At 64.6% G+C, this 22470-nt stretch carries 17 protein-coding genes and 1 pseudogene; 4 read left to right on the forward strand and 14 right to left on the reverse strand.

What is annotated here, in order from left to right; translation table 11 throughout:
• From CTR53_RS06095 to CTR53_RS06110, 4 genes and pseudogenes are all read left to right on the forward strand, one after another.
• On the forward strand, window positions 1-1950 hold the full coding sequence (locus CTR53_RS06095; protein ID WP_290810029.1) for a GldG family protein: 1950 nt from the start codon (window positions 1-3) through the stop codon (window positions 1948-1950).
• Between the two features lie 25 nt (window positions 1951-1975).
• A complete protein-coding gene (locus CTR53_RS06100; RefSeq protein ID WP_290810031.1) occupies window positions 1976-3121 on the forward strand; it encodes a DUF4340 domain-containing protein in 1146 nt (381 codons plus the stop codon).
• 18 nt (window positions 3122-3139) lie between these two features.
• Window positions 3140-4946: pseudogene (gene htpG / locus CTR53_RS06105) on the forward strand (molecular chaperone HtpG).
• Window positions 4947-5011: 65 nt separating this feature from the next.
• Complete coding sequence (locus CTR53_RS06110) at window positions 5012-5704, forward strand: hypothetical protein (protein WP_290810033.1); 693 nt, start codon at window positions 5012-5014, stop codon at window positions 5702-5704.
• Here CTR53_RS06110 and CTR53_RS06115 read toward each other — a convergent pair whose 3' ends face one another.
• From CTR53_RS06115 to CTR53_RS06180, 14 genes are all read right to left on the reverse strand, one after another.
• The gene (locus CTR53_RS06115; RefSeq protein ID WP_290810035.1) at window positions 5705-6502 is read right to left on the reverse strand and encodes a hypothetical protein; all 798 of its coding nucleotides are present in this window, start codon (window positions 6500-6502) and stop codon (window positions 5705-5707) included.
• A 24-nt stretch (window positions 6503-6526) separates the two neighbouring features.
• On the reverse strand, window positions 6527-6964 hold the full coding sequence (locus CTR53_RS06120) for a GNAT family N-acetyltransferase (RefSeq protein ID WP_290810037.1): 438 nt from the start codon (window positions 6962-6964) through the stop codon (window positions 6527-6529).
• Between the two features lie 117 nt (window positions 6965-7081).
• Window positions 7082-7891 (reverse strand): thioredoxin family protein, encoded by an 810-nt coding sequence (locus CTR53_RS06125; RefSeq protein WP_290810039.1) that lies wholly within the window; start codon window positions 7889-7891, stop codon window positions 7082-7084.
• 19 nt (window positions 7892-7910) lie between these two features.
• The gene (addA, locus tag CTR53_RS06130) at window positions 7911-11393 is read right to left on the reverse strand and encodes a double-strand break repair helicase AddA (RefSeq protein ID WP_290810041.1); all 3483 of its coding nucleotides are present in this window, start codon (window positions 11391-11393) and stop codon (window positions 7911-7913) included.
• On the reverse strand, window positions 11390-14365 hold the full coding sequence (addB, locus tag CTR53_RS06135) for a double-strand break repair protein AddB (protein WP_290810043.1): 2976 nt from the start codon (window positions 14363-14365) through the stop codon (window positions 11390-11392). The genes addA and addB overlap by 4 nt, the downstream gene beginning before the upstream one ends.
• A complete protein-coding gene (locus CTR53_RS06140; protein WP_290810045.1) occupies window positions 14349-15065 on the reverse strand; it encodes a nucleotidyltransferase family protein in 717 nt (238 codons plus the stop codon). The genes addB and CTR53_RS06140 overlap by 17 nt, the downstream gene beginning before the upstream one ends.
• Before the next feature lie 23 nt (window positions 15066-15088).
• Window positions 15089-16102, reverse strand: coding sequence for a phosphotransferase (locus tag CTR53_RS06145; RefSeq protein WP_290810047.1), 1014 nt, complete (start codon window positions 16100-16102; stop codon window positions 15089-15091).
• Window positions 16086-16580, reverse strand: a complete 495-nt coding sequence (tsaE, locus tag CTR53_RS06150) for a tRNA (adenosine(37)-N6)-threonylcarbamoyltransferase complex ATPase subunit type 1 TsaE (protein ID WP_290810049.1) — start codon at window positions 16578-16580, stop codon at window positions 16086-16088. Before tsaE ends, CTR53_RS06145 begins: the two co-directional genes overlap by 17 nt.
• A gap of 10 nt (window positions 16581-16590) precedes the next feature.
• The gene (locus tag CTR53_RS06155; protein WP_290810051.1) at window positions 16591-18672 is read right to left on the reverse strand and encodes a PAS domain-containing sensor histidine kinase; all 2082 of its coding nucleotides are present in this window, start codon (window positions 18670-18672) and stop codon (window positions 16591-16593) included.
• A gap of 155 nt (window positions 18673-18827) precedes the next feature.
• Window positions 18828-20141, reverse strand: coding sequence for an adenosylhomocysteinase (locus CTR53_RS06160; RefSeq protein ID WP_290810053.1), 1314 nt, complete (start codon window positions 20139-20141; stop codon window positions 18828-18830).
• A 147-nt stretch (window positions 20142-20288) separates the two neighbouring features.
• Window positions 20289-20588, reverse strand: a complete 300-nt coding sequence (locus CTR53_RS06165) for an HPr family phosphocarrier protein (protein WP_290810055.1) — start codon at window positions 20586-20588, stop codon at window positions 20289-20291.
• On the reverse strand, window positions 20585-20995 hold the full coding sequence (locus CTR53_RS06170) for a PTS sugar transporter subunit IIA (RefSeq protein ID WP_290810057.1): 411 nt from the start codon (window positions 20993-20995) through the stop codon (window positions 20585-20587). The genes CTR53_RS06165 and CTR53_RS06170 overlap by 4 nt, the downstream gene beginning before the upstream one ends.
• An 81-nt stretch (window positions 20996-21076) precedes the next feature.
• Complete coding sequence (gene rapZ / locus CTR53_RS06175; RefSeq protein ID WP_290810059.1) at window positions 21077-21973, reverse strand: RNase adapter RapZ; 897 nt, start codon at window positions 21971-21973, stop codon at window positions 21077-21079.
• A 2-nt stretch (window positions 21974-21975) separates the two neighbouring features.
• Window positions 21976-22467, reverse strand: coding sequence for an HPr kinase/phosphorylase (locus tag CTR53_RS06180; RefSeq protein ID WP_290810061.1), 492 nt, complete (start codon window positions 22465-22467; stop codon window positions 21976-21978).
• Window positions 22468-22470 lie beyond the last annotated feature (3 nt).

The following is a 22470-nucleotide window of genomic DNA, read 5'->3' on the forward strand; positions in this document are numbered from 1 at the left end:
ATGAAAACCGGCAGCAAAGCCCTTCTCACCGGCACCGGCCTGGTCGCCGCCTTCGCACTCTTTTTCGGCTTCAACATTCTGGTCAACAACGGCCTGCGCGATGCGCGCGTCGATCTGACCGAGGCGCGGCTCTACACGCTGTCGGACGGCACGCGCAACGTGCTGAAAGGCATCCCGGAGCCGGTCACCCTGCGCTTCTTCTTCTCGGATAAGCTGGCCGGCAATGCGCCGCAGCTGAAGCAGTATGGCAACCGCGTGCGCGAGTTGCTGGAACGCTATGCCTCGCTCGCCGGCGGCAAGATCCGCCTCGAAGTGATCGATCCCGAGCCCTTCACCGAAGCGGAAGACCGTGCGGTGCAGGCCGGCCTGCAGGGTGTGCAACTGCCCAGCGGCCAGCTTTATTTCGGCCTGGTCGGCACCAATGCGCTCGACCAGCAGCAGACCATCGCCTTCTTCCAGTCCGACAAGGAACAGTTCCTCGAATACGACGTGACCAAGCTGGTCTATGCCTTGAGCAACCCGACCAAGCCGACCGTCGGCATCCTCGGCGCCCTGCCGCTGGAATACGGTCCGGGCGGCATGATGGCGGCGATGCGCAATCAGGCGCAGCCCTATCTGATCCTCGAACAGATCAAGCAGTTCTTCCAGGTGAAGATGCTGGATGCGTCCAAGCCGGAAGAGATCAATGACAAGATTTCGACGCTGATCCTGGCGCATCCGAAGGATCTCAGCCCGCAGGTGCAGTATGCCATCGACCAGTATGTGCTGAAGGGCGGCCGGCTGATCGTGTTTGCCGATCCCTATTCGGAGACCATGGCGGCGATGCCCAATCCGATGACCGGCCAGCCGATGCCGGGCGGCGATCAGTCGTCGCTGCTGCCCGATCTGTTCAAGGCCTGGGGCGTCGAGGTCGAGGCTGGCAAGTTCGTCGCCGATCTGGCGCTGGCCCAGCGCGTGCAGACCGGCCGCAGCGGCCCGGCCGCCGTGGTGGATTACGTGCCCTGGCTGGCAATTCCGGGCGAACGGCTCAACCACGATGACATCGTGACGTCCGAGCTGACCCAGATCAACGCGGCTTCCATGGGCTCGATCCGCAAGCTGGACGGCGCCACCACCACGGTGACGCCGCTGATCACGTCGTCCAACCAGGCGATGCTGATGGAGACCAAGGATCTCGACGGCGATCCCAATCCGCAGGCGCTGGCCGAGAAGTTCAAACCGACCGGTGAAACCTACGTGCTGGCCGCCCGCATCAGCGGCCAGGTCAAGTCGGCTTTCCCGAATGGCGCACCGCCTGCCCAGAAGAAGGAAGACGAAAAGAATGACGGCGCCAAGCCGGCAGAGGCTGCGAAGCCGACGGCCCCGCATGTGACCGACAGCGCCAAGCCGATCAACGTGCTGCTGGTGGCCGATGCCGACCTGCTGGACGACCGCTTCTGGGTGCGTAGCCAGCAGATGATGGGCCAGAACATGTATGTGCCAATCGCCGCCAATGCCGACCTGCTGATCAATGCGATCGACAACATGTCGGGCTCGGGCGACCTGATCGGGCTCCGCAGCCGCGGCCGTTCGCAGCGCCCCTTCGAGGTGATCGACAACATGCGTCGTCACGCGGAACAGCAGTTCCTCGCCCGCCAGAAGGCGCTGGAACAGAAGCTGGAGACGACACAGAAGCAGCTCGCCGACCTGCAGAGCAAGGCGCAGGACCAGTCGAATGCGCTGCTCAGCGCCGAGCAGGAAGCGGCGATGACCACCTTCCGTGACGACCTGCTCTCCACCCGGCGCGAGCTGCGTGGCGTGCAGCGCGAGCTGAACCGCGACATCGAAAGCCTGCAGCTGCTGGTCAAGTTCATCAATATAGGCCTGATGCCGCTGCTGGCTGCTTTGGTCGCGGTCGGTCTGGCCATCGCCTGGCGTCAGCGGCGCATCCGCCGCGCGCTGGAAGGCTGAAGCGTATTTCCGTGGAGTGTTCGTCATGAAGCTGCGTAACAAGAGCTGGGCAATTCTGGTCGTCGCCGCTGTCGTTCTCGGCGGTGCCGGCTGGTGGGTGGCGGTGTCGCGCGACAAGGCGGCGCAGGCCGATTTCACGCCAAAGCCGATGTTCCCCGGCCTGACCTCGAAGGTGAACGACGTCACCTCGCTGGAGATCGCCACGGTGAAGTCGCTGTTCCGCATTGAGCGCGGTGCGACGGCCGATCACTGGACCATGCCGAGCCGGCATGACTATCCGGTGCGTGCCGATCTGGTGCGCAAGAATGTACTGGGCATCGCCGGGCTGGAGACCCTCGAGCCGCGCAGCGATAAGCCGGAGAACTACAACCTGCTGCAGGTGACGGAGCCCGACCAGTTCAAGCCCGTCGACGAAGCGGCGAAGGGCGATCCCGGCCCGATCCTGATCCGTCTGGTCGACAAGGATGCCAAGTCGATGGCTGCGGTGATCGTCGGCAAGACGCGCAGCTATCCGACCGGCGGCAAGCCCGGCCAGCTGCAGGTGCGCAAGCCCGATGAGGCGCGCGCCTGGCTGGCGCAGGGCACGCTGGAACTGCCGGCCGACCCGGTGCAGTGGCTGGTGAAAGACCTGATCAAGCTCGACAAGAACCGCGTCGCCTCTGCCACCGTCACGCATCCCGATGGCGAGGTGCTGAAGGTCAATCGCGGCCCGGACAAACCCGACAATACGCCAGTCGATTTCGTGCTGCCCAATATCCCGAAAGGCATGAAGGTCGGCTCGCCTTTCGATGTGAACGCCGTGGCCGGTAGTCTGGCTTATCTCGGCTTCGAGGATGTCGGCAAGGCGAGCGAGCATGACTTCGCGAAAGCGACGGTGACCGAGATCGTTACGCTGGATGGCGTGAAGGCCGTGGTGCGCACCATCCCGGCCGACGAAGAGAAGAAATTCTGGATCGTGATCTCGGCCAGCTTCGATGCGGCGCTGGCCAAGCCCAACGAGGCCAACAAGGATCTGCTGAAGCCGGAAGAGGCCGAAAAGCAGGTGAAGGAGGCCATGGCGCGCATGGATGGCTGGGCCTATCAGATCAACGACTATGCCGCCCGCGACCTGACCCGCCGGCTGAAAGACCTGATCGAGCCGGAAAAGAAAGACGACGAAAAGAAAGGTTAAAGAGTTCCGGAGCCTGCCATGACCGACCAGACCCTGCAATTCCAGTCAGATGTCGCCCGGCTGCTGCATATCGTCACCCATGCGCTGTACAGCCAGAAGGAAATCTTCCTTCGCGAATTGATCTCGAATGCGTCGGATGCCTGCGACAAGCTGCGCTTTGCCGCCCAGACCGAGGCCGAGCTCTGGGCCGGAGATACAGAGCTCAAAGTCACTCTGACTCCTGATAAAGCAGCCGGCACGCTGACCATTGCCGACAATGGCATCGGCATGAATCGCGATGAACTGGTAAGCAATCTTGGCACCATCGCCCGTTCCGGTACCGGCGAATTCGCTGCCAAGATGACCGGCGACGCCGCCAAGGATATGACGCTGATCGGCCAGTTCGGCGTCGGCTTCTATTCCGCTTTTATGGTGGCCGGGAAGGTCGAGGTGATTTCGCGTAAGGCCGGCGAAGCGCAGGCCTGGCGCTGGGTCTCGGATGGTTCGGGCCAGTTCACCATCGGCGAAGCCGAACGGTCCGCGCGCGGGACGACGATCATCCTTTACTTGCGCAAGGGCGAGGAGGAATTCCTCGAACCCCTGCGGCTCAGCCATATCGTGCGGACTTACTCCGACCATATCGCGCTGCCGGTGGTGCTGGATGAAGGCGACGGCAAGAGCGAGACGCTGAACAGCGCCAGTGCGCTCTGGGCACGGCCGAAATCCGAAGTCACCAAAGAGCAGTATCAGAGNNGCTGAGGGCAAGCTGGATTACAGCCTGCTGCTGTTCGTGCCGTCATCGCGGCCGCACGACCTGTTCGATCCGGCACGCAAATCAGCGCTGCGGCTTTATGTGCGCCGCGTCTTCATCACGGATCGCTGCGACGAACTGGTGCCGGCCTGGCTGCGCTTCCTGCGCGGCGTGGTCGATTCCGCCGACCTGCCGCTGAATGTCAGCCGCGAGATGCTGCAGCACAATCCAGTGCTGGCGCGGATCAAGCAGGCGATCAGCCGGCGCGTGCTGACCGAGCTGGACAAGAAAGCCGGCAAGGACGCTGCCGAATACGAGAAGTTCTGGGAAGCCTTCGGTCCGGTGCTGAAGGAAGGCCTCTACGAAGATGCCGAGCATCGCGAGGCGATCCTGAAGCTGGCGCGCTTCCGTTCGTCGCAGCGCGAGGGCTGGGTGTCGCTGGACGATTACATTGCCGCCATGAAGGATGGCCAGAGCGCCATCTATGTGATCAGCGGCGAGCAGCCGGAACAGCTGAAACACAGTCCGCAGCTGGAAGGTTTCCGCGCCAAGGGCGTGGAAGTGCTGCTGCTGACCGATCCGGTCGATGATTTCTGGCTCTCTGTGGTACGCGACTATACCGGCAAGCCGCTGAAATCGGCCAGCCGCGCCGGCGCCGATCTCGATGGCATCGCCGGCGCGATGGACGAGAAGAAGCCGGAAAATCACCCGGACGATGCCGCGCTCGGCACGCTGATCGCGGCGCTGAAGCAGATCCTGGGCGATGCCGTGAAGGATGTGCGCGAGTCAAAGCGTCTGACCGACAGCGCGGTCTGCCTCAGTGCTGCCGAAGGCGACATGGACATGCATCTCGAGCGCCTGCTGCGCCAGCACAAGCAGCTCGACAAGGCCAGCACGCGGATTCTCGAGATCAATCCCGGTCATGCGCTGATCCAGGCGCTGGCGGCACGCGCGCAGCAGTCCGGCGCGGTCGATGCGCTGGAGGATGCCGCGTATCTGCTGCTCGACCAGGCGCGCCTGGTGGAAGGCGAGGCGCCGGCCGATCCGCTGCAATTCGCGCAGCGGCTGGCCCGGCTGATGGAAAAGGCGATCTAGCCAAACCTCCTTCCATCTCTGGTGCCATAAGCTATGCTCCCTCTCAAAGAATAGCGGAGGGGGAAATGCCGCGCTACGGACTTGCTGTTAAAGAATTCAATGGTACTGCTTTCTTTAGATCAGTTCTGCAGGAATGGGGCTTGCAGGTGATGCGGTACAGCGAGTTCCATCGGGATGGGGATGCCGGTGAAGCTTGGGATGTGTGCTTTTCATACAAGGAACGACCGAACGTAGGAATACTGGCGTCCGCCGCTTCGAGAGCAGGTGGCATCAGTCTAGTTGAATACGAGAGTAGTCGGAGAGGAAGAAACTGGGCGCGCGGGGATTTGTTCTTCTCTGATCAGAAGGTCGGCTATGAGGCCGAAGTGAAGCTGGCGAGAGTGAATAGCAATATGCAGGCATCGCGCGATGCCCTGTATGATGTTGTTGTTCCGTCTCTAAACGAGGCAGTCAAGGCAGCGAGGAATCTAAATCGCAATTCAGATTATAGATTGGGAATAACCTTTGTTGTTCCTCGCGTAGTGCGAGACCAAAATGAAAGCCTGAATTCTGCATCAGACCGAGCGTTTGGATTTTATCAGTCACTCCTTGGGGAAATCCGATCGGAGTTGTACGAACGGAACAGAGTTCACTTCATGTCCTGGGTTGCACCTGAATGCTCCCGGCAGTTTTGGCTCAAGGAGGGAGATGGCAAGGTTCACTATCCGGGGATCATGCTGATCGGTAGATTCCTTCGGCTGCCAAATAGGGATGATTGACTACATTCCGACGCGGCTCAGCGGCACTTCGGTGACGCCGTAGCCCGCTTCGGCCGGGATGCGCAGATGCGGCTCGGCGAAGGATGTCTTGTCCAGCACCGGCATGACATCGACCACAGTATCCTGTTTTGTCACGGCCACGGCGTCAGCCACATTGCGCGCGCGCGCCAGCTTCACCAGCTGCATGCGGGTGGCGAAGACGATGGTGCGGGTCTTGGCCTCCCAGTCGTCGAGTGCCGCCTGCGCGCCGACCCATTCCGACTCCACCGATTCCGATCCGTCATGCACGCCGACCTGGTCGGCCGGTGCCGGCGCGAGGAAGAACCAGGTGTCGAACCGCTTGGGCATGACCTCGGGTGTGATCCAGTGCGCGAAGGGCACCAGCGTATCGAGCGCGTAATCCAGCCCCTCGGTTTCGGCCATATCGCGCAGGGTTTTCTCGCCGCAATTGAGCGGCTCGCGCCAGTGGCCCAGCGTTTCGACGCGCGCCGCCGACAGTAATGTGCCATCGCCCTTGGCGCGCGCCAGCAGCAGGCCGGATTCCTCGAAGGCCTCGCGGATCGCGCCGAAGGCATAAGACGTCAGGGTGGGATCGAAATTGCCGGGCCGGGCATGGCGGCCCATCAGCACCGGATCGCTGTCGCCATCTGCGAGCTTGCCGCCCGGGAACACCATGGCGCCGGAGGCGAAGTCGATCGCGTGGTTGCGCTTGACCATGAAGACTTCCAGTCCGGCCGCGCCGTCGCGCACCATCAGCACGGTGCTGGACGGGCGCAAGGCATTCTTCGCTTCACTCATCGGTGTTTCCCCAGTTTGATTTTTTTAGACGTCGCGCGTCAGATAGACCTTGTTGCCGCCATGCGGAAGCCGCGCGAAGCCACGCCGGGCGAGCCAGGCGATGCCGGCGGTATCGTGCTCCGGCCGCTGGATCTCGATGGCGACAAGGCCGAGGCCGCGCGCATGCATGGCGGCGCAATCCAGCAGCCAGGCGCCGAGACCCTGGCCGCGAGCTTCTTCCGCCACGGCCAGCCGGTTGATCAGCAGGCTGGTCTGCAGGGGCAGCAGCACCATGAAGCCGTCGATGGCGGTGCGCCATTCCGCCACGAACAGGTTTTCATCGCGCTGCAAGGCAGCAAGGTCGAGGTTCGCGGCATCGGGTAGCGCGGTGCGGGCGATCTCCTGCAGGCGATGCAGGTCATTGCGATCGGCCGGCCGCAGGCGATGTTCGATTCTGTTTGCGGGCTTGTTGCCTACCGACATGCGGCAATCCCGGACCCTGGAGCAGCGGACATCATGGCGAAACCATCGGCCGCACCGGCCGGCCTGTCAACCTCAGGGGAGTAACCTTTGCAGGGCCGATTATTTTGCAGGGGCGGGCTATTTGCTGCCCTTGATATCGCGATCCTTGATATCGACGGCGCCCAGCACCGGGCCGACGCCTTCGCTGGTGACGATCTGCAGCATCACCATGGCGCCCTGGCGGCCCCAGTCGGTGCCGGTCAGATCGGGCAGGTCGTAGCTGGCGCTCTGGCCCTTCCAGCGGCCGAGATCGCCCCAGCTGCGGGCCACGTTCAGGTAATTCAGCGTCTTGCCGGAATTCTCGCCACGCTCGATCGCAACTTCATGCTGCGTGTCGTAGCGGCAGAGCACCAGTTTCGCCTCGCCTTCGAAACCCGCCACTGCCGGCACCGTGATCTGCCAGTTGCCGGTCGTGTTGTTCCTCTCGGCCGCGATGGCGACCGACGGCATGCGGCGTGCTTTTTCCAGCGCCTTCTCGACGGCCTTGCGGTCGGAGCCGACGACGACATATTTGCCGTTCACCACCACCTGCGGCGTGTAGACTTCGCGCTTGCCGGAATTGCGCGCGTAATCCTGCTGGCGGATGCCATGACCCTTTTTGCTCAGGGTGTCCTTCCAGCCGAGGTAATCCCAGTAATCGACGTGCAGCGAAATCGGAATGATATCCGGCTGTCTGAGCCAGTCCTGCATCAGCGCATCGGCGGGCGGACAGGAGTTACAGCCCTGGCTGGTGAATAACTCCAGCACCACAGGTGCTGCGGCTGTCTGCGACTGCGCGTGGGCAGATGTTGTCATGCCCACCAGCACCAGCGACGCCGCAAGTCCGGCGCGACGGAGCGCAAAACAGAGATAGGGGGCCGAACCGGTCATGAGGATCAAGCTAGGCATACCCTCAGCCTACGACTACTCACGTTGCGGTGAAAGCGGCAAGGCGCTGATCGAGCAGATCATTCGGCAGCGGCATCAGATGGGCAGTATGGGTCCATACCAGTGCCGCCTCGATCCGGCGGTTGGGGAAAACCTGTGCAAGCAGGCCTCGATAAAGCGCCATCTGATCGAGATAGGCCGGATCGACCTCGGTAACCGCGGATGGTGGCGGGCGGTTGGTCTTGTAATCCACGACGAGCACAGTGTCGTGATCGATCAGCAGGCGGTCAACCTGGCCGACCACTGTGCGGTTGCCGATGCGCCCGGCCAGCGGCGCCTCGGTCCGCGCGCCGGGCCGGAAGAGCGCGGCAAACTGCGGATCGCCCAGCAGGGCCATCACTTCCTTCAGCAATATGGCCTGAGCGGCGGGATCGAGCGCGTGGCCCGGATGGGCGAGGAAGCGCGCTGCTGCCGCTGCGCGTTCGGCGTCGGGCAGATCCGGCAATGTCTGCAGCAGACGATGAACCAGACGTCCGCGCTTCAGGCCGTCCTGATTTTTCGCGGTTGTGGGGCTGAGCGGCGCCGGGTCCGGCCGGCTCGGCTGCGACGGACTCAAAGGTCGCGGCGGCGTGGGTTCCGGCGGTGCGGGCTGTCGCAGCCAATCGGGCGCGATAAAAATCTCTGTCGCGGCGACGGCAGGTTTGGCTTCGCTGCGACTGTCGGGATTGGTCTCGTAACGTCGCGCCTCATCGCCCCATGGCAGTGCAATGCTCTGCACGGACGGCAGGTGGTCGAAACCGGCCGCCACCAGATCGTACCAGCTGCCCTGCGGCGGACCCTTCTCGGCGTTGCGCACACCCAGATAGCCGCAGACATAGAGCCGGTCGCGCGCCCGCGTCAGCGCCACATAAAGCAGCCGGCGATATTCTTCCATCTGTTCATCGTGACGTTTGCCGCGCAGCCCGGCAGTCACGGCGGTGTCGTTGTCCTTGCGCATCGGCCAATAAAGTTGCGGCACGGCGCGGGCGGCGGCAGGTCCGGGTGTGCGCATGCCGGGCGTGGGCGCCTCGCCCCACAGCAGGCCGCCACCACCCTGGTCCTGCGGCAGGTCGCAGGTATCGGGCAGGATCACGATGGGCGCTTCCAGGCCCTTGGCGCCATGCACGGTCAGCACGCGTACTTCGTTGCGGCCCTGGTCGAGATCGCGCTTCACCTCGCCGGCATGACGCGGGAACCAGCTCAGGAAGCCCTGCAGGCTGGGCGCATTCTCGCGCTCATAGGCAAGCGTGGCCGCGATGAATTCATCGATAGGTTCGTTGGCCTGCGGTCCCAGCCGTGCCACCAGCCGCCGCCGTCCGTCGCCGGCGCCGAGCAGTTCGGCGTAGAGCGTGAAAGGTGTGACGAGATCGGCGCGCGCCAGCCATCTGTGCAACTCGTCGCTCGCCGCGCGCCATAACGGCCGTTCCTCGGCGCGGCGTCGCAGTTCATGCCAGACGCGCGGCTGCTGGCGGTTCCAGCACAGATCGAACAGGTCTTCTTCGCTGAAATTGAACAGCGGACCTTTCAGCACGGTGGCCAGCGTCAGGTCGTCCTCGGGCAGCAGGCAGAAACCGCCGAGCGCCAGCAGGTCGAGCACGGCGATCTGTTCGGCCAGCTTCATGCGGTCGGCGCCGGCCACCGGCACGCCGGCAGTTTTCAGCGCCTGCACCATCGCCTCGAAGAACACATTGCGCCGACGCACCAGGATCATCACGTCGCCAGGCTGCACGTGGCGTCCCAGGCCAGGCAGCAGCTCTTCGTCGTCCATCCAGCGCCGGATCTGCGCCGCGATCTCCTCTGCCAGCCGCTTGCGTGGATCCTTCTGGCCGACATAGTCGAGCGGGGCTTCCCAGGGTTCGCTCTGCGCCTTCGGGTCGGGCCTGAACGGCGGCCAGAGTTCGATGCGGCCAGCGGCATCGCTGCGGCTGGCCTTGTGGTGCAGCGGCTTCTCGCCGACAACACCAGGCTTGGCCGCGTCCTCTGCAAAAACAGCGTCCACCAGCTGCAGCACTGCCGGCGCCGAGCGGAACGACATTTCCAGCGGAATCTGCGCGAGCCGCTGGTCGACCGCCTCGGCGCGGCGGCGGAAATCATTGTAGGTATCGAGGAAGGCCTGCGGCCGTGCGCCCTGGAAACTGTAGATCGACTGCTTCACATCGCCGACGGCGAAGATGGTGCGGCGAGGAATGTCGTCGCGCGCTCCGGTGCCGCTGAAGAATTCCTCGGCCAGCGCTGCCACCACCGACCACTGGTCCGGGCTGGTATCCTGCGCTTCATCGACCAGGATATGGTCGATGCCGCGATCCAGCTTGAACATCACCCAGGGTACCTGGCTCGGCTCGACCAGCAGATCGCGCGTGCGCAGGATCAGGTCGTCATAATCCAGCAGGCCCTGTGCGGTCTTCAATTTCGCATAGGTCTTCAACAGCTGCTCGCCCAGTCGCAGCAGCATGGCGGTGGCCTCGGCCACCGTCAGCTTGTTTAGCTCCTGCTGCAGCGCGATCAGGCGCGCCTGCTCCTCGGCCAGGATATCGGCGCAGTCTGCGGCAGCGGCGATGGCGGTTTTCGTAGCCATCCTGGCGCGCGGCTTGCCTTCGCCGGTGAAGAAGCCGGCAAACCAGACATCCTCGAACTGCTCGACCGGCAGGCCGGCGGCGAGCCAGTCGGCCAGGGGTTGGCCGATTTTCCGGTCGGTGACGCTGCCGCCGCACAGCGCTGCTGCTGCCCGGCGCAGGTCGGCCAGCCGCATGGCGTCGATATGCAGGCGGATGCTGAGGTCGCGTGTCGCATCCGGCGGCAGTTCCAGCTGCGCATAGAGCGCGCTGATGGCGCCAGCCGCACCGTCGTGCGCTTCCAGCAGCAGCGCGAGATCGCGACGGCGACCGAGCAGCGCCTTCAGCAGATCGGCGAAGCGGCCGTCATCGACGCGGGCGGCGAAAAAATCGATCACCGGGCGGAAATCGGCATCGGAGAGGCCGTCGCCCAGCACGCGTCTGCGCGCTGTCTCGAACAGATCCGCTGTCACGGCCTCGTCGGCCACCGCAAAGCCCGGCGGTACCTGCGCCTCGACCGGAAAGCGTTTCAGCAGCGCCTCGCAGAAGGCATGTACGGTCTGCAGCCGCAGGCCACCGGGCGATTCCAGGGTGCGGGCGAACAGCCGCCGTGCCGCGTCCATGTCGGACTCTGTCACGGGCCGTCCGAGCAGTTCGAACAGCTCGGCCTTCAGCTCGGCATCGTTCAGCATAGTCCATTTGCCGAGCCGGTCAGTCAGGCGCAGCTGCATTTCGGCCGCCGCCGCCTTGGTGAAGGTGAGGCAGAGAATACCGCTCGGCCGGGTGCCCATCAGCAGCAGGCGCGTGACGCGATCCACCAGCACGCGTGTCTTGCCCGAACCGGCATTGGCGGCGACCCAGGCCGACTGCGCCGGATCGGCGGCGCTGCGCTGGTTCATCGTGTGAGTCAGAAGTTCGGGATCGGACCTCATTGGCCCTCTCCCGTGCCTTCGGCGCGTTCGGCGACGCGGGCGAGATGATCGTAGTCGCCTGGATAATCAACGAACTGCGGACGCGGCCGTGATAGATAAGGGATTTTCTCGTCGTCAAAGCGCGCCACCCAGCCGCTCAGCCGTGCCAGTGCCTCGCGTGCCAGATCGTCGGCCGGCGGAATCTCCGCGCGACCGCCGCCTGTCTCGATGCGGCGCGCTTCGCCCGGCTCATTGCCGCCGCCGAGCCGGATATAGACCAGTTCGGCGATTTCAGCCGGCGAGAGTCCGGCAAAGCCGCCGGCCTGCGCGATGGCGGCTTCCAATGCCAGTTGCGGTGACAGGCCGCTATTGACCTGTTTCGGCGTCGGCGGGTTGCCGGTCTTGTAGTCGAGGATGGCGAGCCGGCCGTCGGCGTCATGCTTGTCGATGCGGTCGGCCTTGGCCTTTAGCGTGAAAGCGCCGGCAGGCGCGCCGATCTCGAGCTGCCCTTCCTGTTCCAGCAGGATGGTACGGAAACCGTTGGCGCGGCGTTCGCGTTCATAAGTCAGAAACCAGCGCATGGCGCGCTCGAAGCGCGGCCACCAGAGCGCGGCGATTTCGGGTTGCTCCAGCCAGGCGCCGAATTCACTGCGGCCCAGGGCAAACAGTTCATCGAGTGCTGTCGTATCGTTGGGCAGAGTGTCGGTGTGACGCTGCTGGAAGGTCTCCAGCACGGCATGAATGACATTGCCACGCAGGCGCGCATCCGGCGGTTGATCCGGCGGATCGAGCGGGCGCAGTTCCAGGATGCGCCGGGCATAGAGTGCGTAGGGATCGCGCACCCAAGTCTCAATAGCAGTGACATAGAGTTCGCGCGGCCGGGCTTTCACCGGCGGCATCGGTCGCGGCGGGTCGAATTTCAGGGACCGGTCCGGCGTATCGAGCTGCTCGGCCCAGGCGAGATATTGCGGCGCCAGGCTGCCTTGCCAGCGCGGATCTTTTGCATCCAGCAGTGCCTCCAGCCGCAGCAGCCAGCGGGCAGGCACAGTGGGTGTGCCATCGACTTTCGCAGCCCGCGTCAGGATCACATCGCTGCCGCTCGCCGCCTGCACGAAGTCATGCGCGGTCTGCCCCAGACGGAATTCCGGACTGCTGAGACCCAGCGCCGCTCGCATCGGCCGGCTGAGCCAGGGATCTTCCCTGGCCTGCGGCGGCCAGGTGCCTTCGTTTAGCCCGCCAAGAATGACGCGGTCGGCCTGCTGCAAACGGGCTTCCAGCAGACCCCAGATCGCCAGCCGGCTGTGCGAGGGCCGACGCGGCCGCACCACCTGGCCTTCCAGCAGCGCATCGAGCAGGCGCGGCCATTCGGTTGGTGTCACCGCGCCGAACTGATCGGACGCCTCCAGAAGGTCGACCACCAGTGCATGCAGCGCCTCGCCGGCATCCTGCTGCCAGAGCGGTGTCGGCTGGTCGGGTGCCACCGTCAGCGCTTCGGCCGCCGTGATCTGGACCTGAAGCAGCGTTTTCAGATCCGTGGTCTGATTTTCATGCGCCATGGCCTGTGCGATGACGACGAGCCGTGCCAATGGCGGCAGCAACTCCGGCTCATCGGCCAGATCGGCTACCAGCTGTTTGAGCCCGCGCGCCAGCCGGCTCCTGCGCAGCAGCTTGCGTTCGATGCCGCGTGTCCAGCGCAGCAGATCGCCGCGCGCCATGCCGAGGCGGCAGAAGGGATGTTTCAGCAGCGCCAGCAGCGCCACCGGTGCGAAATCCTCGGCCACCGCGGCGGCAACCAGACGCAGGAACACCGCCGGCGCAGTCTGGATCAGCGGAATGCCGGCGGAATCGTCCACGGCGATGCCATAGCGCGCCAGTTCCAGGCTGACCCGGCGCGCCAGCATCCGGTCGGGCGTGATCAGCGCGGCCGTGCGTCCCGGCGTCTCCAGCGTCTCGCGCATCGCCAGCGCAATCGCCAGCGCCTCTTCGCGCGGGCCTGCTGCGTCGATGCGCTGCAGGCCGGCCAGCGCCTCGGCGGCGATGCCGCCGCGCAGATCGCGCCAGCGATGGCTTTCCGCCGGCGGCAGCAGCGCGGCCGTCAGCAGCTCGGCACGGCCGTGATGTGCTTCGCCCTCCGACGATGCGCTATCGGGGTGCCAGTCGGTCACTTCGCTGCGCAGCACGCCCAATATGTCGAGCAGGCGGGCCAGCGCATGCTGCGGATGCGTCGGTTCGTCCTGCACTGCTTTCCAGGCGGCTTCGTCCAGTTTCTTGTCGAGGCCGGGCAGAACCACGCTGCCGTCCGGCAGGCGCGAGATCAGTTTCAGCAGTCGAGACGTGGCCGGGATCGTGCCGGTCGAACCGGCGGCGATCACCGGTCCATCCGGCGGGGTCTTTTGCCAATGCTCGATCCAGCGCTGCGTGGCACGCTGACGATGCTCGGCGCTGTCGCTGCGGCCCTGCTCAGCCTTGATCGCCGGCCAGGTCTCGCGGAGGATTTTCAGGAAATCGAGCGTCTGCTGCCAATGCCCGGCCAGTTCGGCCGGCACGAGATCGGGCAGGCGGTCAAGCCCCACTTCCTCGGTGGCAGCGGCATCGAGCAGATGGCCGAGTTCGCGCGCCAGCCGCAGTGCATTCGCACTGTCGCCGCCGGCCAGCGGCGAGGCCTGCACCAGCCGCGCCAGCAGCAGGCTGCGCTCCAGCGTGCCGAAGGCCAGCGCTTCGTCGCCTTCACCGATGCCGCGCAGATCGAGTTCGTCTTCATCGATATCGCCGAGCGGGCGGATCACCGGCAGCAGCAGGGCGGCACCGTCGCCCTGGCGCAGGAAGGCCTCGGCCAGTGCGCGGCAGGCGCGCCGGGTCGGCAGCAGCACGGTGACGCGCGACAGGTTGAGCGGATCGGCACCGTATTGCCGCAGGATGCCGCCAGCCAGCAGGTCGAGAAACGGCCGGCCGGGCGCTATAGTATGGACGGTGGGACTAGCTGCGCGTGCCATGCAACGTCTCTTTGGGCAACGTCGCTTCCGCCTGTTTCAGGCCATCGTGAGTGCCGACATCCATCCAGCTGCCGCGATGCACCAGACCATGAAGCCGCCCAGTGGCAATCGCGCGGTCGTAGAGAATATTGAGCGAGAAGGCGCCGGCCGGCGCATCGCGGAACAGCGCCGGTTGCAGGATCTGCACGCCGGTATAGATGTAAGGCGCGATGGCATTTTCTCCGCGCCGGCGCAGGCGACCGTTATCTTCGAGGAAGAAATCGCCCGGTCCGTCATGGCCATCGGCCTGCGCACGCGGTTGCAGCAGCAGAATGCCATCCATCGCTGCCGGGTCGAAGCCGGCAGCAAGGCGCTGCATAGCTGTCTCGCTGCCGCCATCACGCCAGATCAGGTCGGCATTGACAGCAATAAACGGTACATCGCGCAACAGTGGCAGGGCTTTTGCGATGCCGCCGCCAGTTTCCAGCAGCAGGTCGGTTTCATCCGAGATGACGATCTCAATGTCCTGACGTGTCTTGAGATGTTCGCGGATCTGGTTCCCGAGCCAGTGGATGTTGACGACAGCGCGCTGCACGCCGGCTTCGACCAGCCGGTCGAGGCAGCGGTCCAGCAGGGTACGGCCGGCCACCGGGATCAGCGGCTTCGGCGTCTGGTCCGTGATCGGCTTCAACCGCGTGCCGAGGCCGGCCGCGAGAACCATCGCCGTTTGCGGTACGCGTTCCATCACAGCCCCGGCAATGGCTGGCGCCGCCGCTCCTGCGGCACCATCGCATCGAGCCAGCTACGCAGGTCGGCCAGTGCCGGATGCGCCAGGTCGCGCTCCAGCAGACCCCACATGCGCGGCATGAAAGCCTGATACTGCGGCTTGCCGTCGCGTTTCCACAGCCGGGTGAAAATGCCGATGATGCGGATGTTGCGCTGCGCGCCGAGGATGGCATAGGCGCGACGGAAGGCAGTGTCATCGACACCGCTGCCGGCGATGTAACGCTGCAGCATGGCTTCGGCGAGATCGGGATCGACATCGCGGCGCGCGTCTTCCAGCAGCGAAACGAGGTCATAAGCCGGGTGTCCGGCCACGGCATCCTGGAAATCGAGCAGGCCGAGCCGTGCGGGGCCCTTGCGCTGCGGCAGCCAGATCAGATTCTCGGCATGGAAATCGCGCAGCACCAGCACACGCTTGTCCGGCACGGCATCCATGCCGACTTCGGGCGCCAGGATGCCGAACAGGAAACGGAAGGCCTGCCGGATGTTGTCCGGTGTTTCGTGGCCGGTCAGGGCCGGCAGATACCAGCCGGTAAACAGTTCGGCTTCATCGATCAGGCGCGTTTCGTCATAGGGCGCGAGATCGGCAGGTGCGGGATGACGATGGAGGTCGAGCAGAAAATCGATGGTGGCCTCATACAGCCCGCGCTCCTCGCCGCCCTGTTTCAGCAGGCGCGCAAACAGATCGTCGCCAAGGTCTTCCAGCAGCAGGAAACCGCGTTCGGCATCCTCGGCGAGAATGCGCGGTGCGCTGTAGCTCAAAGATTCAAGATGGCGCGCAATGCGCATGAAAGGCCGAACGTCTTCCTGCGGCGGCGGCGCATCCATCAGCACGGCCGGCTCGCCGTTTCGGTTCAGCCGCTCGTATTTGCGGAAGGAAGCGTCGCCGGCCAGTTTGGAGCGCGCCGCATCGCCCCAGCCGGCGCGCTGCAGAAAATCACGAGACAGGCTGGCGCGGTCAGACATCGGCATCATGGACAAAGGTTTCGGGAAGATCAGCGAGGCGGGTCGCCCAGTCAGCATTGCCGGTTAAATCGGCGCGCCGCGGCCCGGCGGCATCGGTCAGCAGCGACAACGATACTGTCAACGCACCCGCCGGTGCCTGTGATCCCAGCCGGTCCGGCCACTCGACCAGCGTCACGCCGTCGCGCAGGGCATCGTCGAGGCCGAGTTCGTCGAGTTCACGCGGATTACCGATCCGATAGAGATCGAAATGCCATAGCATTCCCTGCGGTATATCGTAGGTGAGGACGAGGTTGAAGCTCGGGCTCGGCACTTCGGTCTCGTTGCCGCTGAGATGCCGGATCAGGGCGCGGGCGAAGCAAGTCTTGCCGACGCCAAGCGCGCCATCCAGCAGGATGGCGTCGCCAGGCTGCAGCCGGTCGGCCAGCAGCATGCCCAGGGCAGCGGTTGCCGCTTCGTCAGGCAACTGGTAGCGGCGAATCATCGGCATAATGCTGAGTCTACTGGCGCGCCAGCAGCGCGGCAATCGGGCCCGGTTCGGGCAGCGGATAGCGCGGCAGCAGGATATCGACAGCCTGTGTGCCTTCGCTGTTGTCCAGTTTCAGCCGCACGCCGTGCAGATCGAACAGGCCGCGCGCCACGATCAGTGACAGGTCGGCATCCATGCGCCGCTGGTCTGGCGTATCGATCAGGTCGGCGAACAGCTGACGCGGCTGCACCGGGCTCAAGCCCCCGCTGTGGCATTCCAGCCGCAGGCCGAGATACGATTCATCGTCCACCGACAGCGCGAGCATGACGCGGCCGCCATCTGGCGTGCCATCCAATGCAGCCGCCATCACACTGTCGAGCGCCTGACGCAGCCGCTGGCCGTCGCCGATGACGGTGCCGTTGCCGCCATGGTCGGGCAGATCCAGGCCGATGGCGCGGCGCTCGGCGATTTCGCGCCACTGGGCGGCTTCGTCGCGCCACAGGAGATCGAGCGACAATTCCACGGGATCGAGCGCCATCTGGCCGACCTCGATGGTGGCGATGGCAATGATATCGTCGAGCAGCTTCAGCAGGTCGCGCGACGTCGTCATGATATCGGCGCAGTATTCCTCCTGCCGCGGATTCATCGGGCCAAGGATGCCCTGTGACAGCACTTCGGTCATGCTGATCAGCGTGCCGAGCGGCGAACGCAGGTCATGTGTGATGTTGCTGATGAAGGCCGCATTCATGCGGTCGGTGCGTTCCAGCGCTTCGTTGCGCTCGCGCAGCGCGCGCTCGATACGGATATTGGCGCTGACATCCAGATACGTGTAGAGCACGGCGCCGTCAGGCAGCGGCACCGATGCATAGTCGATCACCGTGCCGTCGCCGCGTTCCAGCCTGCCACGCGTGCCCTTGCGGCTGGCGAAACTGTCGATCAGGCGCTGGCGCTGCTGGCCCCAGTCGGGGCTGCGCTGCATCAGCGGCCGCACGGCCTCCACCACTTCGGTGATATGCGGCTGGCGGTTCAGCAGGTTGACGTCGATTTCCCATAGCTGGGCGAAGGCGCGGTTATACAGTGACAGCCGCCCGTCGGAGCCATAGACCACGACGGCTTCGTAAAGGTTGTCCAGCGTGGCGCGCTGCACCGCGATCATGGTGTTGGTGGCGCGCTCCAAAGTTAATTGGCGCGTCACGTCATCATAGGCAAACAGCAGGCCGCCGGAGGGATAGGCACTGATCACCAGACGGAGGGTTGAACCATCGGGCAGATGCATCAGCTCTTCCTGCCGTTCGATCACGGTGGTGAAGAGCGAGAGCTGGCCGCGCTTGTAGGCTTGCCAGTCGATCTGTTCGGGCAGACGGCGCTCGACACGCAGCTGCTCCAGTACTTCACCGAAAGTCGGTCGGGTTTCCAGCCAGGCTTCATCGAGCTGCCACAGCCGCGCATAGGCGCGATTCCAGATCAGCAGCTTCTTGTCCGGGCCGTAGATGGCGGTGGCGGTCGAGATGGTGCGCAGCACCTCCATATGGGCTTCCATATGGCGGCGCAGCTGGCCGCGCGCATCGGCTTCCGGTGTGATGTCCTGGCCGAAGCCGAGCGTGCCGTCGCCCACGGGCAGCTCGAAGATGCGATAGTTGCGCCGGTCGCCCTCGGCGACGAACCGGCGTTCCTGCGATTTCAGCGTGGCTGCTGCGCGCGCCGCCAGTGCGAGGTCGCGCGGCTGATCGAGATCGTGTGCCGAGGCCAGTTCCAGCCCGCGCTCGACCGCATCCTGCGCGGTGGTCTCGGCCATCAGGGCATAGCGCGCATTGACCCAGAACAGGCGGCCTTCGCCATCGCGACGCCAGATCGGGAAGGGCGCGGCATCCAGCAACGCGCTGGCCTGCGCTTCGGCGCTGCGCAGTTGTTCGATCTCTGCCGTCAGGCTGTCGATCCGCCGCTGCAGCGATCCGGCGGCCTTGCGTTCGCCGTCGCGCGCAATGGCGATGGCCGCCATCTCGGCTTCGACGCGGCGCAGCCGTTCGGCAAGGCCCTGCGCGCGCAGGGCCTGCCATCCGGCGAGGCCGGCTGCCGCCGCAGCCAGTGCCGCAAGGCCCCAGACCTCGTTCACGCGATTTGCTCCGGCGATTCAGATTTTCTGGCCCCAAGCATAGAGCCACTATCGGCCAGCCTTAAGGTGCAAAACAAGGCGTTAAAAACAACAAAGGCCGGGTTGAAACCCGGCCTTTGCATTGCGGAGCGATTCGCCCCGAAAACGATACTGGCTTAGTAGCGGTAATGGTCCGGCTTGAACGGGCCCTTTTCGCCGATGCCGAGATACTTCGACTGCACCGGGGTCAGCTTGGTCAGCTTGGCGCCGACCTTCTCCAGATGGAGGCTGGCGACCTTCTCGTCCAGGTGCTTCGGCAGGGTATAGACCTGCTTCTCGTACTTGCCCGGGTTGGTCCACAGTTCCATCTGCGCCAGCACCTGGTTGGTGAAGGAGGCGCTCATCACGAAGCTGGGGTGACCGGTGGCATTGCCCAGGTTGACCAGGCGGCCTTCCGACANNCCGATCTGGATCTCGCTGTCGAAGTGACCGATGTTGCAGACGATGGCGCGATGCTTCATCGCACGCATGTGGTCCAGCGTGATGACATCGAGGTTGCCGGTGGCGGTGACGAAGATGTCGCCCTTCGGCGCAGCCTCTTCCATGGTCACGACCTCATAGCCTTCCATGGCGGCCTGCAGCGCGCAGATCGGGTCGATCTCGGTGACCATCACGCGGCAGCCGGCATTGCGCAGCGAGGCGGCCGAGCCCTTGCCCACGTCGCCATAGCCGGCGATCACGGCGATCTTGCCAGCCATCATCACGTCGGTGCCGCGGCGGATGCCGTCGACCAGGCTTTCGCGGCAGCCGTAGAGGTTGTCGAACTTCGACTTGGTGACGCTGTCGTTGACGTTGATCGCCGGGAAGAGCAGGCGGCCTTCCTTGGCCATGATGTACAGGCGATGGACGCCGGTGGTGGTTTCTTCGGTCACGCCCTTGATGGCGGCGCCCATCTTGGAATACCAGCCCGGCGAGGACTTCAGCTTCTTGGCGATTGCCGCGTACAGCACGGTTTCTTCTTCATTGGTCGGCTTGGAGATGACCGAGGCGTCTTTCTCCGCCTGCATGCCCAGATGGATCAGCAGGGTGGCGTCGCCGCCGTCGTCCAGGATCATGTTCGGCGTGCCGCCATCGGCCCATTCGAAAATCTTGTGGGTGTAGTCCCAATATTCTTCCAGGGTCTCGCCCTTCACGGCGAAAACCGGAATGCCGGCCTTGGCGATGGCAGCGGCGGCATGATCCTGGGTCGAATAGATGTTGCACGAGGCCCAGCGGATGTCGGCACCGAGCGCCTTCAGGGTCTCGATCAGCACGCCGGTCTGGATCGTCATATGCAGCGAGCCGGCGATGCGGGCGCCCTTCAGCGGCTGGGCCTTGCCGAATTCGGCGCGCGTGGCCATCAGACCGGGCATTTCGGTCTCGGCCATGTCGAGTTCCTTGCGGCCCCAGTCGGCCAGGCCAATATCCTTAACGATGTAATCCGCGCTCATGTCGGCAGCTCCAGTTTGGCGAAACTCTACACAGGAATGTGCTCAATGGGCGCCGATATAGCAGGGCAGCCGGCGGGCTGTCCAGCGCTATATAAAGAAATCTTTATATAGGAATATGACCTTTCAGGGGCCAAGAAGCGGAGCGGATTACTCCGGCTCGCCGAACTTGCCCTCGACCAGGCTGATCAGGGCCTCCATGGCCGCCCGGGCTTCGCTGCCGGAGGCGCTGATCTCGATGCTGGAGCCCTGAGTGCCGGCCAGCATCATCAGTCCCATAATCGATTCCCCGTTGACGGTCTGACCGTCCTTGGAGACCTGGATCTTGGCCTGGGGGAAGCGGGCCACGACCTGGACGAACTTGGCCGCGGCACGGGCATGCAGTCCGCGCTGGTTCGGAATAGTGACGCTGCGCTGGAGCGGTGCGTCCTTCGGGGTCGTCTCGGTCATTCGGCCGACTCTCCGGCCAGCAGCTTGGAGGCGACGTTGATGTATTTGCGGCCGGCTTCCTGGCCGGCGCTGACGGCAGCGGCCATCTCGGACTTGCCGCGCACGCTGGCCAGCTTGATCAGCATCGGCAGGTTCACGCCGGCGATCACTTCGACCTTGGCCTGATCCATGATGGAGATCGCCAGATTCGACGGTGTGCCGCCGAACATGTCGGTCAGCACGATCACGCCCTTGCCGGTCTCGACGGCGGCGACGGCGGCCAGGATATCCTGCCGGCGCTGCTCCATGTCGTCCTCCGGACCGATGCAGACGGCGCGCATATTCTTCTGCGGGCCCACCACATGCTCGGTGGCATGGATGAATTCCTCGGCAAGGCGGCCGTGGGTGACGACGACAATACCGATCATGGGACGCTATCGATCTTGTGGCTGGTCATGGCAGTGAAGCTTCCTCGGCAACCGCGGTCCAGGCCCGGGTCAAACATAGGGTCAGACTGGGGTCAGATCGCGGTCGCGGTGACGGATATCGACACGTTGCCCGGTTTCGCGCAAGTGCTTGCCGAGTGCCTCGGCAACCACAACGGAGCGATGGCGACCGCCTGTGCAACCGATGGCGATGGTGAGATAACGCTTGCCTTCCTGGGCGTAGCGCGGCAGCAGCGCGTCGATCATGTCGCGCAATCGCCCGAAGAAATCGGCATAGCCCGGATCGGCACTGACATAGGCCGCGACTGCCGGATTGTCGCCGGTATGCGGGCGCAGGGCGTCGTCATAATGGGGGTTGCGCAGGAAGCGTACATCGAACACCAGATCCGCCTCGCGCGGCAGGCCGAGCTTGTAGGAAAACGAGAGCACCATGATACTGAGGCCGGGCATGGCGTCCAGCGCGAACTGGGCCGCGAGCGCCTGGCGGAATTCCGGCAACGCCGCCATCGACGTGTCGATCACCAGATCGGCCGCAGCGCGCAGCGGCAGCATCAGCCGCCGTTCGGCGGCGATGCCATCGGCAATCGGCCGGTCGCCGGCCAGCGGATGACGCCGCCGCGTCGCGGTGAAGCGCTTGAGCAGCACTTCATCTTCGCAGTCGAAATACAGCAGCTGCACGGCGAGGTCGTCGCGCTGGCGCAACTCGCCGAGCAGGGCGATCAACTGATCGGGCTGGAAGTCGCGGGTGCGGCTGTCGATGCCAACCGCAATGGCGCGGCGCGGTTGGCTGTCGGTGCTGTCAGCATCGTCAGCCGCGGCGAGCCGGCGCAGCAATGCCATCGGCAGGTTGTCGACCGCCTCGTAGCCGTAATCTTCCAGCAGTTTAAGCGCGGTGGATTTGCCGGCGCCGGACAGGCCGCTGACGACAACGAAACGGATCGGGTCAGCGGCAGCGCTCATCGTCAGGCTTTGCGCTTGAAAAGTTCGGTTACAGTGGCGCTTGTCACGGCGGGGATCTCGTCGGGTTCGAACAGCCGGCCTTCGACGGCGCGCGCCAGTGCCCAGACTGTCTTGATTGCGGCACTCGCCTCGAAAGCATGCAGCGACAGGCAGGGCAGCGTGACATCGAGGATGTTCTCGTGACGCGGTTCGGGCAGGCGGGGCACGTCCTGCAGCGGTACCAGGTCGATGATCAGTTCCACGGGCGCAGGCGCTGCCGCCGATACACGCACTGGACCGATGCCGCGGATTTCCAGCAGGCCGCGCAGACGCTCCGGTGCGCTGGCGATCAGTTCGCCGTCGATATGCCGCAGGCAAGTCTGATCGTCGGCGACCAGAGCTGCGCCGGCCTCGAGCAGGCGCAGCGCAAGGTCGGATTTGCCGGCGCCGGACGGGCCGCGCAGCAGCACCGCGACGTCGTCAATCGATACACAGCTCGCATGGATGGTCAGCATGGC

It is taken from the genome of Ferrovibrio sp., assembly GCF_002796975.1.
Classification (GTDB): Bacteria; Pseudomonadota; Alphaproteobacteria; order Ferrovibrionales; family Ferrovibrionaceae; genus Ferrovibrio.

What these genes read in the sequence shown, in the direction of transcription:
- addB (WP_290810043.1), bottom strand. Translation starts at nt 14,365, where the DNA reads ATGGCACGCGCAGCTAGTCCCACCGTCCATACTATAGCGCCCGGCCGG.
- CTR53_RS06125 (WP_290810039.1), bottom strand. Translation starts at nt 7,891, where the DNA reads ATGCCTAGCTTGATCCTCATGACCGGTTCGGCCCCCTATCTCTGTTTT.
- CTR53_RS06095 (WP_290810029.1), top strand. Translation starts at nt 1, where the DNA reads ATGAAAACCGGCAGCAAAGCCCTTCTCACCGGCACCGGCCTGGTCGCC.
- tsaE (WP_290810049.1), bottom strand. Translation starts at nt 16,580, where the DNA reads ATGCCGATGATTCGCCGCTACCAGTTGCCTGACGAAGCGGCAACCGCT.
- rapZ (WP_290810059.1), bottom strand. Translation starts at nt 21,973, where the DNA reads ATGAGCGCTGCCGCTGACCCGATCCGTTTCGTTGTCGTCAGCGGCCTG.
- CTR53_RS06145 (WP_290810047.1), bottom strand. Translation starts at nt 16,102, where the DNA reads ATGATGCCGATGTCTGACCGCGCCAGCCTGTCTCGTGATTTTCTGCAG.
- CTR53_RS06115 (WP_290810035.1), bottom strand. Translation starts at nt 6,502, where the DNA reads ATGAGTGAAGCGAAGAATGCCTTGCGCCCGTCCAGCACCGTGCTGATG.
- CTR53_RS06110 (WP_290810033.1), top strand. Translation starts at nt 5,012, where the DNA reads ATGCCGCGCTACGGACTTGCTGTTAAAGAATTCAATGGTACTGCTTTC.
- CTR53_RS06140 (WP_290810045.1), bottom strand. Translation starts at nt 15,065, where the DNA reads ATGGTTCTCGCGGCCGGCCTCGGCACGCGGTTGAAGCCGATCACGGAC.
- addA (WP_290810041.1), bottom strand. Translation starts at nt 11,393, where the DNA reads ATGAGGTCCGATCCCGAACTTCTGACTCACACGATGAACCAGCGCAGC.
- CTR53_RS06180 (WP_290810061.1), bottom strand. Translation starts at nt 22,467, where the DNA reads ATGCTGACCATCCATGCGAGCTGTGTATCGATTGACGACGTCGCGGTG.
- CTR53_RS06165 (WP_290810055.1), bottom strand. Translation starts at nt 20,588, where the DNA reads ATGACCGAGACGACCCCGAAGGACGCACCGCTCCAGCGCAGCGTCACT.
- CTR53_RS06170 (WP_290810057.1), bottom strand. Translation starts at nt 20,995, where the DNA reads ATGATCGGTATTGTCGTCGTCACCCACGGCCGCCTTGCCGAGGAATTC.
- CTR53_RS06100 (WP_290810031.1), top strand. Translation starts at nt 1,976, where the DNA reads ATGAAGCTGCGTAACAAGAGCTGGGCAATTCTGGTCGTCGCCGCTGTC.
- CTR53_RS06120 (WP_290810037.1), bottom strand. Translation starts at nt 6,964, where the DNA reads ATGTCGGTAGGCAACAAGCCCGCAAACAGAATCGAACATCGCCTGCGG.